The sequence below is a fragment of the Streptomyces sp. NPDC022910 genome (assembly GCF_055561075.1).
This window is the reverse complement of record NZ_JBVHHL010000005.1, coordinates 235,144-249,098: the sequence shown is the minus strand read 5'-3', so window position 1 is coordinate 249,098 and position 13,955 is coordinate 235,144. Positions and strand designations below refer to the sequence as shown.

At 66.9% G+C, this 13,955-nt stretch carries 19 protein-coding genes; 17 read left to right on the top strand and 2 right to left on the bottom strand.

Annotated features, from left to right (window positions below; all coding sequences use genetic code 11):
* Nucleotides 1-4: 4 nt before the first annotated feature.
* From ACZ3TS_RS07440 to truA, 17 genes are all read left to right on the top strand, one after another.
* Nucleotides 5-190, top strand: a complete 186-nt coding sequence (locus ACZ3TS_RS07440; RefSeq protein WP_003948630.1) for a type Z 30S ribosomal protein S14 — start codon at nt 5-7, stop codon at nt 188-190.
* A gap of 212 nt (nt 191-402) precedes the next feature.
* On the top strand, nt 403-801 hold the full coding sequence (gene rpsH / locus ACZ3TS_RS07435; protein WP_030046382.1) for a 30S ribosomal protein S8: 399 nt from the start codon (nt 403-405) through the stop codon (nt 799-801).
* A 24-nt stretch (nt 802-825) separates the two neighbouring features.
* Entirely contained in the window at nt 826-1,365 is a 540-nt protein-coding gene (rplF, locus tag ACZ3TS_RS07430) for a 50S ribosomal protein L6 (protein ID WP_467614449.1), read from the top strand.
* A gap of 3 nt (nt 1,366-1,368) precedes the next feature.
* Nucleotides 1,369-1,752, top strand: a complete 384-nt coding sequence (gene rplR, locus ACZ3TS_RS07425; protein ID WP_467614446.1) for a 50S ribosomal protein L18 — start codon at nt 1,369-1,371, stop codon at nt 1,750-1,752.
* 41 nt (nt 1,753-1,793) lie between these two features.
* Entirely contained in the window at nt 1,794-2,399 is a 606-nt protein-coding gene (rpsE, locus tag ACZ3TS_RS07420; RefSeq protein WP_015658456.1) for a 30S ribosomal protein S5, read from the top strand.
* Nucleotides 2,399-2,581: a 50S ribosomal protein L30 gene (rpmD, locus tag ACZ3TS_RS07415; protein WP_030174559.1), complete on the top strand. Its 183-nt coding sequence runs from the start codon at nt 2,399-2,401 to the stop codon at nt 2,579-2,581. Before rpsE ends, rpmD begins: the two co-directional genes overlap by 1 nt.
* Before the next feature lie 2 nt (nt 2,582-2,583).
* Nucleotides 2,584-3,039, top strand: coding sequence for a 50S ribosomal protein L15 (gene rplO, locus ACZ3TS_RS07410; RefSeq protein WP_030233862.1), 456 nt, complete (start codon nt 2,584-2,586; stop codon nt 3,037-3,039).
* A gap of 242 nt (nt 3,040-3,281) precedes the next feature.
* A complete protein-coding gene (gene secY, locus ACZ3TS_RS07405; RefSeq protein WP_467614442.1) occupies nt 3,282-4,595 on the top strand; it encodes a preprotein translocase subunit SecY in 1,314 nt (437 codons plus the stop codon).
* A complete protein-coding gene (locus tag ACZ3TS_RS07400; RefSeq protein ID WP_467614439.1) occupies nt 4,595-5,257 on the top strand; it encodes an adenylate kinase in 663 nt (220 codons plus the stop codon). The genes secY and ACZ3TS_RS07400 overlap by 1 nt, the downstream gene beginning before the upstream one ends.
* 134 nt (nt 5,258-5,391) lie before the next feature.
* On the top strand, nt 5,392-6,228 hold the full coding sequence (gene map / locus ACZ3TS_RS07395) for a type I methionyl aminopeptidase (protein WP_467614437.1): 837 nt from the start codon (nt 5,392-5,394) through the stop codon (nt 6,226-6,228).
* Between the two features lie 304 nt (nt 6,229-6,532).
* A complete protein-coding gene (infA, locus tag ACZ3TS_RS07390; RefSeq protein WP_003948620.1) occupies nt 6,533-6,754 on the top strand; it encodes a translation initiation factor IF-1 in 222 nt (73 codons plus the stop codon).
* 62 nt (nt 6,755-6,816) lie between these two features.
* The gene (rpmJ, locus tag ACZ3TS_RS07385; RefSeq protein ID WP_003998809.1) at nt 6,817-6,930 is read left to right on the top strand and encodes a 50S ribosomal protein L36; all 114 of its coding nucleotides are present in this window, start codon (nt 6,817-6,819) and stop codon (nt 6,928-6,930) included.
* Nucleotides 6,931-7,119: 189 nt separating this feature from the next.
* Nucleotides 7,120-7,500 carry a 30S ribosomal protein S13 gene (gene rpsM / locus ACZ3TS_RS07380; RefSeq protein ID WP_020135802.1) on the top strand — a complete coding sequence of 127 codons (381 nt, stop codon included), beginning with the start codon at nt 7,120-7,122 and terminating at the stop codon, nt 7,498-7,500.
* A 66-nt stretch (nt 7,501-7,566) separates the two neighbouring features.
* The gene (gene rpsK, locus ACZ3TS_RS07375) at nt 7,567-7,971 is read left to right on the top strand and encodes a 30S ribosomal protein S11 (RefSeq protein WP_003956432.1); all 405 of its coding nucleotides are present in this window, start codon (nt 7,567-7,569) and stop codon (nt 7,969-7,971) included.
* A 148-nt stretch (nt 7,972-8,119) separates the two neighbouring features.
* Nucleotides 8,120-9,142, top strand: coding sequence for a DNA-directed RNA polymerase subunit alpha (locus tag ACZ3TS_RS07370; RefSeq protein WP_062640332.1), 1,023 nt, complete (start codon nt 8,120-8,122; stop codon nt 9,140-9,142).
* A 129-nt stretch (nt 9,143-9,271) separates the two neighbouring features.
* Nucleotides 9,272-9,796 carry a 50S ribosomal protein L17 gene (gene rplQ / locus ACZ3TS_RS07365; protein ID WP_467614436.1) on the top strand — a complete coding sequence of 175 codons (525 nt, stop codon included), beginning with the start codon at nt 9,272-9,274 and terminating at the stop codon, nt 9,794-9,796.
* Between the two features lie 70 nt (nt 9,797-9,866).
* Nucleotides 9,867-10,709, top strand: coding sequence for a tRNA pseudouridine(38-40) synthase TruA (truA, locus tag ACZ3TS_RS07360; RefSeq protein WP_467614434.1), 843 nt, complete (start codon nt 9,867-9,869; stop codon nt 10,707-10,709).
* A 9-nt stretch (nt 10,710-10,718) separates the two neighbouring features.
* On the opposite strand, the gene ACZ3TS_RS07355 is transcribed toward truA, so the two are convergent.
* Together ACZ3TS_RS07355 and manB are read right to left on the bottom strand one after the other, a co-directional pair.
* A complete protein-coding gene (locus tag ACZ3TS_RS07355; protein WP_467614432.1) occupies nt 10,719-12,806 on the bottom strand; it encodes an acyltransferase family protein in 2,088 nt (695 codons plus the stop codon).
* 35 nt (nt 12,807-12,841) lie between these two features.
* A complete protein-coding gene (manB, locus tag ACZ3TS_RS07350; protein ID WP_467614429.1) occupies nt 12,842-13,942 on the bottom strand; it encodes a mannose-1-phosphate guanylyltransferase in 1,101 nt (366 codons plus the stop codon).
* Nucleotides 13,943-13,955: the final 13 nt, after the last annotated feature.

The following is a 13,955-nucleotide window of genomic DNA, read 5'->3' as shown; positions in this document are numbered from 1 at the left end:
CGAGATGGCGAAGAAGGCTCTGATCGCTAAGGCTGCTCGTAAGCCCAAGTTCGGTGTGCGTGGCTACACCCGCTGCCAGCGCTGCGGCCGTCCGCACTCCGTGTACCGCAAGTTCGGCCTGTGCCGCGTGTGCCTTCGTGAGATGGCTCACCGTGGCGAGCTGCCGGGCGTGACCAAGAGCTCCTGGTAACAGCCCAGTTGGGTTGATACCGGGCTCTCGGTAAGCATCTGGGTCCGGCAGGAGGCCCACCTCACATGCCTTAGGCTTGTGGGGTTGGGCGCCTGCCGCGCCCGTACGACTTACTACGCCGTAGGTCCACCGCGCCGCACCCGTCCCGTCTCGGATCGGGGAGAGGGATGGCGCACCAGGAAACCCCGGCGAGAGAGGCCGAAGGCCAATTCATGACCATGACTGATCCGATCGCAGACATGCTTACGCGTCTGCGGAACGCGAACTCGGCATACCACGACTCCGTGACGATGCCGGCATCGAAGATCAAGTCGCACATCGCGGAGATCCTCCAGCAGGAGGGCTTCATCACGGGCTGGCGCGTCGAGGACGCCGAGGTCGGCAAGAACCTCGTCCTGGAGCTGAAGTTCGGCCCCAACCGTGAGCGCTCCATCGCGGGCATCAAGCGGATCTCGAAGCCCGGTCTGCGGGTTTACGCGAAGTCCACCAACCTGCCGAAGGTGCTCGGCGGCCTCGGCGTGGCGATCATCTCCACGTCCCACGGGCTCCTCACCGACAAGCAGGCCGGCAAGAAGGGCGTAGGCGGAGAAGTTCTCGCCTACGTCTGGTAGCGGAAGGGAACGGAGGAAACAGCTATGTCGCGCATCGGCAAGCTCCCCATCGCGGTTCCCGCCGGCGTGGACGTCACCATCGACGGCAACACGGTCTCGGTCAAGGGCCCCAAGGGCGAGCTGACCCACACCGTCGTTTCGCCGATCGAGATCGTCAAGAACGAGGACGGCACCCTCCAGGTGACCCGCCCCAACGACGAGCGTCAGAACAAGGCCCTGCACGGCCTGTCCCGCACGCTGGTGGCGAACATGATCACCGGCGTGACCCAGGGTTACGTGAAGAAGCTCGAGATCAGCGGTGTCGGTTACCGCGTGACCGCCAAGGGCTCGAACCTCGAGTTCGCGCTCGGCTACAGCCACCCGATCACCGTCGAGGCGCCCGAGGGCATCACCTTCAAGGTGGAGACCCCGACCCGCTTCCAGGTCGAGGGCATCGACAAGCAGAAGGTCGGCGAGGTTGCGGCCAACATCCGCAAGCTGCGCAAGCCCGACCCGTACAAGGCCAAGGGCGTCAAGTACGAGGGCGAAGTCATCCGCCGCAAGGTCGGAAAGGCGGGTAAGTAAGCCATGGCATACGGGCAGAAGATCCTGAAGGGCGACGCCTACAAGCGCGCCGCGATCAAGCGCCGTCACATCCGGATCCGCAAGCGGATCTCCGGTACGGCGGAGCGTCCCCGTCTGGTCGTGACCCGCTCCAACCGCCACATCGTGGCGCAGGTGATCGACGACCTCAAGGGCCACACCCTGGCGTCGGCGTCCACCCTGGACGCGTCGGTCCGCGGTGGCGAGGGCGACAAGTCCGCGCAGGCCAAGCAGGTCGGCGCCCTGGTCGCCGAGCGTGCCAAGGCCGTCGGCGTCGAGGCTGTCGTGTTCGACCGTGGTGGCAACCAGTACGCCGGGCGCATCGCCGCCCTGGCGGACGCCGCCCGCGAGGCCGGACTCAAGTTCTGAGTCGGTTCCGTAGCTAGCGGAAACAGAGAGAGGTAATTCCAATGGCTGGACCCCAGCGCCGCGGTGGCGGTGCCGGTGGCGGCGAGCGGCGGGACCGGAAGGGCCGTGACGGCGGCGCAGCTGCCGCCGAGAAGACCGCGTACGTTGAGCGCGTCGTCGCGATCAACCGCGTCGCCAAGGTTGTGAAGGGTGGTCGTCGCTTCAGCTTCACCGCGCTGGTCGTGGTGGGCGACGGTGACGGCACCGTGGGTGTCGGATACGGCAAGGCCAAGGAGGTGCCGGCCGCCATCGCCAAGGGCGTTGAGGAGGCCAAGAAGCACTTCTTCAAGGTCCCCCGGATCCAGGGCACCATCCCGCACCCGATCCAGGGTGAGAAGGCTGCCGGCGTCGTGCTGCTCAAGCCCGCGTCCCCGGGTACCGGTGTTATCGCCGGTGGTCCGGTGCGTGCCGTGCTCGAGTGCGCCGGTATCCACGACATCCTGTCGAAGTCGCTCGGCTCCGACAATGCGATCAACATCGTGCACGCGACCGTGGAGGCCCTGAAGGGCCTGCAGCGTCCCGAGGAGGTTGCGGCCCGCCGTGGTCTGCCTCTCGAGGACGTCGCTCCCGCGGCCCTGCTGCGTGCGCGTGCCGGGGCGGGTGCGTGATGGCTCAGCTCAAGATCACGCAGGTCAAGTCCTACATCGGCAGCAAGCAGAACCACCGCGACACCCTGCGTTCCCTGGGCCTCAAGCGCCTGGGTGACGTGGTCGTCAAGGAGGACCGCCCCGAGTTCCGCGGCATGGTGCACACCGTCCGCCACCTCGTGACGGTCGAGGAGGTCGACTGATCATGGCGGAGCAGAACCCGCTCAAGATCCACAACCTCCGTCCCGCCCCGGGCGCCAAGACCGCCAAGACCCGTGTCGGTCGTGGTGAGGCGTCGAAGGGTAAGACGGCCGGTCGTGGTACCAAGGGCACGAAGGCCCGCTACCAGGTTCCGGAGCGCTTCGAGGGTGGCCAGATGCCGCTGCACATGCGCCTCCCGAAGCTGAAGGGCTTCAAGAACCCGTTCAAGACCGAGTACCAGGTCGTGAACCTCGACAAGCTGGCCGCGCTGTACCCCGAGGGTGGCGAGGTCACCGTCGAGGGCCTGGTGGCCAAGGGCGCCGTTCGCAAGAACGCGCTCGTCAAGGTCCTCGGCCAGGGTGAGGTCTCCGTGGCGCTGCAGGTGACGGTCGATGCCGTCTCCGGTTCCGCCAAGGAGAAGATCACCGCCGCCGGCGGTACCGTCACCGAGCTCGTCTGACACTCTCGGGCGTCTCGATGACCTGAACGATCCCGACCGGGGATATCCCACAATGGGGTATCCCCGGTTGGTCGTTCCAAGGGGGCAGTCTCGCCGGTAAGGTGGCCTGCACTGCCAACTTTCACAGGGTGCCGCGGTACGGGCACTCAGGGCGGCAGTCGGCCGTTACACATGTCGTTGTCCAGTCGGAATCTCAAGACCGTCACCCTTGACGCAGTTGCGCGGGGGTCGCAGGAGGCACCGTGCTCACCGCGTTCGCCCGGGCGTTCAGGACGCCCGACCTGCGCAAGAAGCTGCTCTTCACGCTCGGCATCATCGTGGTGTACCGGGTCGGTACGCACATCCCGATCCCGGGCGTCGACTACAAGAGTGTTCAGACCTGTATCGACGTGGCCAAGGGCAACCAGGGCCTGTTCGGTCTGGTGAACATGTTCAGCGGCGGCGCGCTGCTGCAGATCACGGTCTTCGCGCTGGGCATCATGCCGTACATCACGGCGAGCATCATTCTCCAGCTGCTGACCGTGGTCATCCCGCGCCTGGAGGCCCTGAAGAAGGAGGGCCAGGCCGGTACGGCGAAGATCACGCAGTACACCCGCTACCTGACGGTGGCCCTGGCGATTCTCCAGGGCACCGGCCTCGTGGCGACCGCCCGGAGCGGCGCCCTGTTCTCGGGCTGCCCGGTGGCGACCTCGATCGTCCCGGACCAGTCGATCTTCACCACCATCACGATGGTCATCTGCATGACCGCCGGTACGGCCGTCGTCATGTGGCTCGGCGAGCTGATCACCGACCGCGGTATCGGCAACGGCATGTCCATCCTGATGTTCATCTCGATCGCCGCGACCTTCCCGTCCGCGCTGTGGGCCATCAAGAAGCAGGGCTCCCTGGCCGACGGCTGGATCGAGTTCGGCACCGTCATCGCGGTCGGCCTGGTGATGGTCGGTCTGGTGGTCTTCGTCGAGCAGGCGCAGCGGCGCATCCCGGTCCAGTACGCGAAGCGCATGATCGGCCGCCGGTCCTACGGCGGTACGTCCACGTACATTCCGCTGAAGGTGAACCAGGCGGGTGTGATCCCCGTCATCTTCGCCTCGTCGCTCCTGTACATCCCGGCACTGATCGCGCAGTTCGCCGGAGGCAACTCCGGATGGAAGACCTGGATCAGCCAGAACCTCACCAAGGGTGACCACCCGATCTACATCACCATGTACTTCTTGCTGATTGTCTTCTTCGCGTTCTTCTACGTGGCGATCTCCTTTAACCCCGAAGAAGTCGCCGACAACATGAAGAAGTATGGTGGCTTCATCCCGGGCATCCGGGCCGGTCGGCCCACCGCTGAGTACCTGTCGTACGTGCTCAACCGGATCACCTGGCCGGGTTCGCTGTATCTGGGTCTGATCGCTCTCGTACCGACGATGGCGTTGGTTGGCTTCGGGGCAAGCCAGAACTTCCCGTTCGGCGGTACCAGCATCCTGATCATCGTGGGTGTCGGTCTTGAGACGGTGAAGCAGATCGAGAGCCAGCTCCAGCAGCGCAATTACGAAGGGTTCCTCCGCTGATGCGAATCGTCCTCGTCGGGCCGCCCGGTGCCGGTAAAGGAACGCAGGCCGCGTTTCTCGCCAAGAACCTGTCGATTCCGCACATCTCCACGGGCGACTTGTTCCGCGCCAACATCAGCCGGCAGACGGAACTCGGCAAACTCGCGAAGTCCTACATGGACCGCGGTGAGCTGGTGCCGGACGAGGTCACCATCGCGATGGCCAAGGACCGCATGGAGCAGCCCGACGCGAAGAACGGCTTCCTGCTGGACGGCTTCCCGCGCAACGTGCAGCAGGCAGAGTCGCTGGACGACATGCTCAAGACCGAGGGCATGAGGCTGGACGCGGTCCTCGACCTCGAGGTGCCCGAGGAGGAGGTCGTCAAGCGCATCGCGGGCCGCCGCGTCTGCCGCAACGACTCGTCGCACGTCTTCCACGAGTCGTACAAGCCGCCGAAGCAGGAGGGCGTCTGCGACGTCTGCGGTGGCGAGCTCTACCAGCGGGACGACGACTCCGAGGAGACCGTCCGCAAACGGCTGGAGGTCTACCACGCGCAGACCGAGCCGATCATCGACTACTACAAGTCGCAGGGCCTGGTGGCCACGATCTCCGCGCTCGGCAAGGTGGAAGAGGTCACCCGGCGCGCGATGGAGGCGCTCAAGCAGAAGGTCGGCGACAGGTAGTCGCCACCGCCGCTCCACGGCCGCGGTTCCCTGGCGGGGCCGCGGCCGAGCTGTGAGCGGCTCTGGGCGGTCCGGCGCGCCCGTATCGTTGAAGACGTTCGTACTCTCTCCGGTCCAGAAAGGCCGCAGTCGTCATGGTGCAGATCAAGACCCCCGAGCAGATCGCCAAGATGCGTGAGGCGGGGCTGGTCGTCGCCGCCGTGCACGCCGCCACGCGGGAGGCGGCCGTGCCGGGCGCCACGACGAAGGACCTGGACGAGGTCGCGCGCAAGGTTCTCGCGGAGCACGGGGCGAAGCCGAATTTCCTGGGGTACGGCGGCTTCCCCGCGACCATCTGCACGTCGGTGAACGAGGTCGTCGTCCACGGCATCCCGTCCGATGACGTCGTGCTCAAGGACGGCGACGTCATCTCCATCGACGCCGGGGCCATCGTGGACGGCTGGCACGGCGATGCCGCCTTCACTGCGTTCGTAGGGTCCGGTCACGCTCCGGAGTTGGTGGAGCTGTCCCGCGTGACGGAGGAGTCGATGTGGGCCGGGATCGCGGCGATGAAGCAGGGTAACCGGCTCGTCGACGTCTCCCGGGCCGTCGAGACGTACATCCGCCGGCAGCCGAAGCCGGGCGGCGGCAAGTACGGGATCATCGAGGACTACGGCGGGCATGGCATCGGCACCGAGATGCACATGGACCCGCACCTGCTGAACTACGTCGACCGGCGCCGGGGCAAGGGCCCGAAGCTGGTGCCGGGCTTCTGCCTCGCCATCGAGCCGATGGTGTCGCTGGGTACACCGAAGACGGAGGTCCTCGAGGACGACTGGACCGTCATCACGACCGACGGCACCTGGTCGTCCCACTGGGAGCACTCCGTCGCCCTGACCGAGCAGGGCCCCCTGGTACTGACGGCCCCGGACGGCGGCAAGGCCAAGCTGGCGGAGTACGGCATCACGGCGGCGCCGGACCCGCTGGCCTGACGACGACCCGAGTCCACGACCGCCGGTCGCGGGCCGGTGCAGCCGGTCGAAGGTTGTGAGCCGCCCCGGGCGGCGACCCCGCGAGAGCGGCGTCGAAGGCGGGTCGGCGGCAAGGCCGGGCTCACGGAGTACACATCACGGCGGCGCCGGACGCGCTGGCATGATGATCTCCCGCATGGGGCAGACTCCCCCGATTCGTCTTTCTCAGAGCCCTGACGTAGACTGACTCGTCGGCTCTCGTGTATTCGCATGTCCTCATGCGGGTCGCGTAGCCGATCAAGGTAGTCGATTCGAAGGGCGAAGCGTGGCCAAGAAGCAAGGTGCCATCGAGATCGAGGGCACTGTCGTCGAGTCTCTGCCGAACGCCATGTTCAAGGTCGAGCTCCAGAACGGCCACCAGGTCCTGGCACACATCAGCGGCAAGATGCGCATGCACTACATCCGCATCCTCCCTGACGACCGGGTCGTGGTGGAGTTGTCTCCGTACGACCTGACGCGTGGCCGGATCGTCTACCGCTACAAGTAGATCTTGCCCAGGTCCCGCGTGAGCGGGACCGCCGGCAACTGACCCGGAGAACCTCACATCCCATGAAGGTCAAGCCGAGCGTCAAGAAGATCTGCGACAAGTGCAGGGTGATCCGCCGTCACGGCCGGGTCATGGTCATCTGCGAGAACCCGCGCCACAAGCAGCGCCAGGGCTGACGCAGGACCGATCCCTCTGCATCGATTCGCAGAGATTCGCGCGACGCAAGCTGAATATGTTCATACGCAGGGCCCAAGCCATACGGCTTGACACCCCCGGTTCGGAGGCCGGGGACCCAGTTCGTACCTCGTACGGCGGCTGGGAGTCGGTTCTGCGGAAGACCTCCGAAGATCAACTGGAGCCATTGAATGGCACGCGTTTCCGGTGTTGACATCCCGCGCGAAAAGCGTGTGGAGGTCGCCCTCACCTATGTGTTCGGCATCGGCCGGACGCTCTCGCAGCAGACGCTGGCCGAGACCGGCATCGACCCGAACACCCGCGTTCGCGACCTCTCCGAGGAGCAGCTCGTCGCGATCCGCGAGTACGTCGACAACAACATCAAGACCGAGGGTGACCTCCGTCGCGAGATCCAGGCCGACATCCGCCGCAAGGTCGAGATCGGCTGCTACCAGGGTCTCCGTCACCGTCGTGGTCTGCCCGTCCGCGGTCAGCGCACCAGCACCAACGCCCGCACCCGCAAGGGCCCGCGTCGCGCCATCGCCGGTAAGAAGAAGCCGGGCAAGAAGTAGTCCGCAGCGGACTCGCCGTCCAGCGGTCTTCGCTGTAGGACCGACCACCTCCCGTAGGAGTTATAGATGCCCCCCAAGGGTCGTCAGGGCGCTGCCAAGAAGGTGCGCCGCAAGGAAAAGAAGAACGTCGCTCACGGCCACGCGCACATCAAGAGCACGTTCAACAACACGATCGTCTCCATCACGGACCCGTCCGGCAACGTGATCTCCTGGGCCTCCGCCGGCCACGTCGGCTTCAAGGGCTCCCGGAAGTCCACGCCGTTCGCCGCGCAGATGGCCGCCGAGTCGGCCGCCCGCCGCGCCCAGGAGCACGGCATGCGCAAGGTCGACGTGTTCGTGAAGGGCCCGGGTTCCGGTCGTGAGACCGCGATCCGCTCCCTGCAGGCCACGGGCCTCGAGGTCGGCTCCATCCAGGACGTCACCCCGACCCCGCACAACGGCTGCCGTCCGCCGAAGCGCCGCCGCGTCTGACGTCTGCTTCACGGGCAGCGGTTTCGGGCGGTACGGCGGTGCAATCGCCGTACCGCCCGTACCCTTGCATTACCCCGTGCTTTCTGGGCGCGGGTTTCCGTCGGACGTCAAATAGCGGGCGTCCACGAAAGAAGGATCTGATCCACACATGCTGATCGCTCAGCGTCCCTCATTGACCGAAGAGGTCGTCGACGAGTTCCGCTCCCGGTTCGTGATCGAGCCGCTTGAGCCGGGCTTCGGCTACACCCTCGGCAACTCTCTCCGCCGCACCCTCCTCTCGTCGATCCCCGGCGCTGCTGTCACCAGCATCCGCATCGACGGCGTCCTGCACGAGTTCACCACCGTGCCGGGCGTCAAGGAGGACGTCACCGACCTGATCCTCAACATCAAGCAGCTGGTCGTCTCCTCGGAGCACGACGAGCCGGTCGTGATGTACCTGCGCAAGCAGGGCCCGGGTCTGGTCACCGCCGCCGACATCGCGCCCCCGGCCGGTGTCGAGGTGCACAACCCCGACCTCGTCCTCGCCACGCTCAACGGCAAGGGCAAGCTGGAGATGGAACTGACCGTCGAGCGCGGTCGCGGCTATGTCTCCGCCGTGCAGAACAAGCAGGTGGGCCAGGAGATCGGCCGTGTTCCGGTCGACTCGATCTACTCGCCGGTTCTCAAGGTCACCTACAAGGTCGAGGCGACCCGTGTCGAGCAGCGCACCGACTTCGACAAGCTGATCGTCGATGTCGAGACCAAGCAGGCCATGCGTCCGCGCGACGCCATGGCGTCCGCCGGCAAGACCCTGGTGGAGCTGTTCGGTCTGGCGCGTGAGCTGAACATCGACGCCGAGGGCATCGACATGGGTCCGTCCCCGACGGACGCCGCTCTCGCCGCCGACCTGGCACTGCCGATCGAGGAGCTGGAGCTCACCGTCCGCTCCTACAACTGCCTCAAGCGTGAGGGCATCCACTCCGTGGGTGAGCTCGTCGCCCGCTCCGAGGCCGACCTCCTGGACATCCGCAACTTCGGTGCGAAGTCCATCGACGAGGTCAAGGCGAAGCTGGCCGGCATGGGCCTGGCCCTGAAGGACAGCCCGCCCGGATTCGACCCCACGGCCGCTGCCGACGCCTTCGGCGCCGACGACGACGCGGACGCGGGCTTCGTGGAGACCGAGCAGTACTGATCCGGTACTGGACGTGATCCACCTCCGGGCGCCTTGGCAAAGGCGCCCGGATCTCCGACAGGCGACCGCCTGCTCGGATACTGACCCCGGTACCTGACACGGCCGGGGCAGATCACTAGGAGAAGAACCATGCCGAAGCCCACCAAGGGTGCCCGTCTGGGCGGCAGCGCCGCGCACGAGAAGCTGCTCCTCGCGAACCTCGCGAAGTCGCTGTTCGAGCACGGCCGTATCACCACCACCGAGGCGAAGGCCCGCCGCCTGCGCCCGTACGCGGAGCGTCTGATCACCAAGGCGAAGAAGGGCGACCTTCACAACCGCCGCCAGGTGCTCCAGGTCATCACGGACAAGGACATCGTCTACACGCTGTTCTCCGAGATCGGCCCGCGCTACGAGAACCGTCCGGGTGGTTACACCCGCATCACCAAGATCGGCAACCGCCGTGGCGACAACGCGCCCATGGCTGTCATCGAGCTGGTCGAGGCGCTGACGGTGCAGCAGAAGGCGGTCGGCGAGGCCGAGGCGGCGACCAAGCGCGCCGTCAAGGAGGCCGAGACCAAGGCCGAGGAGACGAAGGCCGAAGAGGTCGTCGAGGACGCCAAGCCGGCTGAGGCCGCCGAGGAGTCCAAGGACGCCGAGGAGTCCAAGGACGCCTGAGGTTGACCTCGCTGGAAGCGGGTCCGTCCGTTGGGCGGGCCCGCTTTCGTGTTCCTGAGAGGATCCAGAGGTGAGTGACGAAGTACAGCCCGGCCACGTCCGCATCCGTCTCGACCTCTCCTACGACGGCACGGACTTCCACGGCTGGGCCAAGCAGGCCGGTGACAGGCGGACCGTGCAGGGGGAGATCGAGGATGCGCTGCGTACGGTCACGCGGTCGCGGGAGACGTACGAGCTGACCGTCGCCGGTCGCACCGACGCCGGGGTGCACGCGCGGGGCCAGGTCGCCCATGTCGACCTGCCCCTCACGGTGTGGGGCGAGCACCGCGGGAAGCTCCTCAAGCGGCTCGCCGGCCGACTGCCCAAGGATGTGCGCGTGTGGGCGCTCAGAGAGGCGCCCAGCGGCTTCAACGCCCGCTTCGCTGCGATCTGGCGGCGCTACGTCTATCGCGTCACCGACAACCCCGGCGGCGTGGATCCGTTGCTGCGCAACCACGTCCTCTGGCACGACTGGCCCCTGGACGTGGTCGCCATGGACGCCGCCGCCAAGTCCCTTGTCGGGGAGCACGACTTCGCGGCGTACGCGAAGAAGCGCGAGGGGGCGACGACGATACGCGAGATCCTCGACTTCGGGGTGCGCCGGGGGATGGACGGCATCGTCGAGATCGAGGTCCGCGCCGATGCCTTCTGCCACAACCAGGTGCGGTCCATGGTCGGAGCCCTGCTGTTCGTGGGCGACGGCCACCGTGGCGTGGAGTGGCCGCGGAAGGTTCTCGACGCCGGCGTGCGGGACAGCGCCGTGCATGTCGTACGGCCGCATGGGCTCACGCTGGAGGAGGTCGGGTACCCGGCGGACGAGCTGCTGCTGGAGAGGCAGCGGCAGGCCCGCCGGGTGCGGGGGAAGGTCCACTGACGGGAAACGTCAGCCGGCCAGGGCTTTCTGGAGGGTCGGCTTGAGGAAGGGCGCCAGCGACTTCGCGTAGGCCCCTGTCATGTGGCTGTTGTCGAAGTAGACGATCTGGTCGGCGATTACCGTCGGGCAGACGTTGTCGGCGCAGAACGCGGGCAGTGAGTCGAGGACCTGGGCACCGTGGCGCTCGGCGACCTTCTGCTCTATGGCACGGAAGTCAGGGAATTCGACGGCCTTGTCCTCGGCGGGGTTGCAGGCGTGGACGTCGTGGATGTGGGTGGCGAGGCAGTCCGGTACGTTCCGGCCGGGCTGCGGGGTGTCCGTGATGTAGACGAGCTTGGCGCCGGAAGCCTCGAGGACCTTGAAGGCCTGCTCGGCGCCCTTCTCGGTCACCTCCTGCCGGATGCGGCTGGTGACGACGATGACGTCGGGTTTGAGGTCGTCGATGCTCTTGAACGCCGATTGTCGCCAGCTGTCGCACTCGGAGTACTCGCGGTTCAGCTCGGGGTTCTTGATGGCGTACACCTCGGGGGAGCAGCCGCCCTTCGCCATGGTCACCACCTTGACGTGCAGCGACTTCCCGAGGCTCTCGAAGGCATCGCCCCACTGCCAGGCGTGGGAGTCCCCGATCACGACGATCGAGCGCTTGCCCTGCGTGTCCCCGATGACGCAGTTGTCGCGCATGACGAACTTCTTGACGTCGGTGTTGTCGATGCAGCCGTAGTGGGTCATGTCCTTAGAAGCCCCCGGGAGAATGCTCTGCGCGGTGGCGGAGAGCTCCTTCTGGAGCACGGCCTGCTTCACCGACTTCGCGTCGGTGTACCCGACGGAGCCCCCCTTCGCGGCGCCGGCGGTGGTGTCGAGATTGAGCGGTACCACCCGTATGGCGAGGATCATGGCGACGGCCGCGGTGGCGGTCAGGGTCAGGCCGGTCAGGATGCCGCGCCACGGGATCTGCACGAGCCTGAAGTTGGCCTTCAAACGCCGTTCGATCACATAGTGCCCGGCGACGGCCAGCACGAAGGAGCCCGTGGCGACGCGGAAGCGATCGGAGTAGGTGATCTCGTGACCGACGATGTCCGACCAGAGGATCAGCAGCGGCCAATGCCAGAGGTACCAGCCGTAGCTCGCGTTGCCGACGAAGTTGAAGACGGGGTTGTCGAGGAGCCGCTCGGCGCCGAGGCGGGGGTTGGCACAGCCGCCCGCCATGATCAGGGCGGCGCCCAGCACGGGTCCGCCCACGGCGTAGCCGGGCAGGGGGGTCTGCTCGGTGATGAGGGACGCTGTGACCAGTATGGTGCCGAGCCCGACCCAGCTGAGGACGGCCGCGAGGCCCTGGTACATGCGGGACAGGAGCCGGGCGTTGAGGGCGACGAAGACGCCAACGGCCAGTTCCCACACGCGGGTCGGGGTGCCGAAGTAGGCGAGCGGCTGGTTCGTCTGGGTCGTCGTGACCGACAGATAGAGCGAGCCGCTGATCACGACGGCCAGGAACAGCCCCACCAGGAACCGGTTGCGGAAGATGAGGCGGCTGAGCCAGGCGACGACGACGAGTGCGATCGGCGCGAGGACGTAGAACTGCTCCTCGATGCTCAGCGACCAGAAGTGCTGGTACGGCGACTGGCTGCCGTTGTCGGCGAAGTAGTCGGTGCCGTTCTCGGCCTGGCGCCAGTTGATGAAGCTCAGCGAGGCGGCGAAGCCGTCCTGCATGTAGCCGCGGAACCTGAACGGGCTGGCGTAGATCCAGGCCACCACGGCCGTCACGATGATGGTGAGGGCGGCCCCCGGTGCCAGCCGCCGGAACCGGCGAGCCCAGAACTTGCCGAGCGACACCTTGCCGGTCTTGTCGATCTCCGCGAGGAGCTGGCTGCCGATGAGGAAGCCGCTGAGCGTGAAGCTGACGTCGACGCCGCCGTGGATGTCGACGATGCCCGTGTGCACGAAGACGACCATCGTGATCGCGACGGCGCGCAGGCCCTGAAGGTCGGGCCGGTACTTGCGCAGCCGGTCTTCCTGCGCGGCTTTTCGGCGGCGCTGCTCCGGCCGGTGCTCGGGCGGCCGCGTCGGGTCGCCTATCGCGGTAGCTTGATGGGTGGTCACGTCTCTCCCGTGGCTGTCCGGTGGGGCCGGATCTCTCAGTGGACCGTCAGGCAGGCGGTGGCGGTGCCGCTCATCCGCACCCCCAGGGAGGGGATGCGGATGCCGCATGCCAGCCGCAGCTGGGCGGGCAGTTCGTTCTCCGCGCCGATGTGTGCGTGGCAGCCGACCACGACCTCGCGCAGGAGGCAGCCGGCGCCGATGGACGAGTCGTGGTCCACCACGGACTCGTGGATCCGGGCACCCTCGGCCACGGTGACGCTCGCGCCGATGATGGAGCGGTCGACGGCCACGTGCGGACCGATGACGGCGTGCGGGCCGATCGTCGAGCCGCCCGTGACGCGGGCGGTCGGGTCGATGACGGCCGTGGGATGGATCAGGGCCTCCACCGGCCTCTTCACGAGGGGAGAGGTCGCCTTGCCGGTGACCAGGTCGGCGGAGCCGTGGACGAAGGCCAGCGGCGTACCGAGGTCGCGCCAGTAGTCCTCCGTGGTGTGGCCGAAGACGCGCCGCTCTTGGGCGACGAGTTGCGGGAAGGTCTCCTGCTCGACCGAGACCTCGCGGTCGGCCGGGATGGCGTCCAGGACGGACCGGCTGAAGACGTAGCAGCCGGCGTTGATCTGGTCGGTGACGCACTCCTCGGCTGTCTTGGGTTTCTCGAGGAAGGACAGCACCCGGCCGGCCGCGTCCGTGGGGACGAGACCGAAGGCGCGCGGGTCGGGAACCCGGGTGAGATGCAGGGTCACATCTGCTTCCCGGTCCACGTGCCGCGTCAGGATGGCGGCCAGGTCCACGCCGGACAGGATGTCGCCGTTGAGGATGAGGACCGGCGCGTCCGCTGAACCGCCGCGCAGCAGACGCGCGGCGTTGCGGATCGCCCCGCCCGTGCCGAGCGGGACTTCTTCGACGGCGTAGGAGATCTCCAGGTCCTGAGAGAAGTCCTTGAACTCCTCCTCGAAGAGGCTGGCGAGATACGAGGTGGCGAACACCACGTGCTCGACGCCCGCATCCATCAGCTTGGCTATCTGGTGCCGGATGAAGGAGGAGCCCGCGACGTTGAGCAGCGGCTTCGGAGTGTGGTTCGTCAGCGGGCGCAGGCGAGTTCCCTTGCCGCCCACCAAAATGATGGCTTCTTGCATGATTGCCTCGCTC

Coding starts and splice junctions, on each gene's coding strand:
- ACZ3TS_RS07440 (WP_003948630.1), top strand. CDS start 5: ATGGCGAAGAAGGCTCTGATCGCTAAGGCTGCTCGTAAGCCCAAGTTC.
- rpsH (WP_030046382.1), top strand. CDS start 403: ATGACCATGACTGATCCGATCGCAGACATGCTTACGCGTCTGCGGAAC.
- rplF (WP_467614449.1), top strand. CDS start 826: ATGTCGCGCATCGGCAAGCTCCCCATCGCGGTTCCCGCCGGCGTGGAC.
- rplR (WP_467614446.1), top strand. CDS start 1,369: ATGGCATACGGGCAGAAGATCCTGAAGGGCGACGCCTACAAGCGCGCC.
- rpsE (WP_015658456.1), top strand. CDS start 1,794: ATGGCTGGACCCCAGCGCCGCGGTGGCGGTGCCGGTGGCGGCGAGCGG.
- rpmD (WP_030174559.1), top strand. CDS start 2,399: ATGGCTCAGCTCAAGATCACGCAGGTCAAGTCCTACATCGGCAGCAAG.
- rplO (WP_030233862.1), top strand. CDS start 2,584: ATGGCGGAGCAGAACCCGCTCAAGATCCACAACCTCCGTCCCGCCCCG.
- ACZ3TS_RS07400 (WP_467614439.1), top strand. CDS start 4,595: ATGCGAATCGTCCTCGTCGGGCCGCCCGGTGCCGGTAAAGGAACGCAG.
- map (WP_467614437.1), top strand. CDS start 5,392: ATGGTGCAGATCAAGACCCCCGAGCAGATCGCCAAGATGCGTGAGGCG.
- rpmJ (WP_003998809.1), top strand. CDS start 6,817: ATGAAGGTCAAGCCGAGCGTCAAGAAGATCTGCGACAAGTGCAGGGTG.
- rpsM (WP_020135802.1), top strand. CDS start 7,120: ATGGCACGCGTTTCCGGTGTTGACATCCCGCGCGAAAAGCGTGTGGAG.
- rpsK (WP_003956432.1), top strand. CDS start 7,567: ATGCCCCCCAAGGGTCGTCAGGGCGCTGCCAAGAAGGTGCGCCGCAAG.
- ACZ3TS_RS07370 (WP_062640332.1), top strand. CDS start 8,120: ATGCTGATCGCTCAGCGTCCCTCATTGACCGAAGAGGTCGTCGACGAG.
- rplQ (WP_467614436.1), top strand. CDS start 9,272: ATGCCGAAGCCCACCAAGGGTGCCCGTCTGGGCGGCAGCGCCGCGCAC.
- manB (WP_467614429.1), bottom strand. CDS start 13,942: ATGCAAGAAGCCATCATTTTGGTGGGCGGCAAGGGAACTCGCCTGCGC.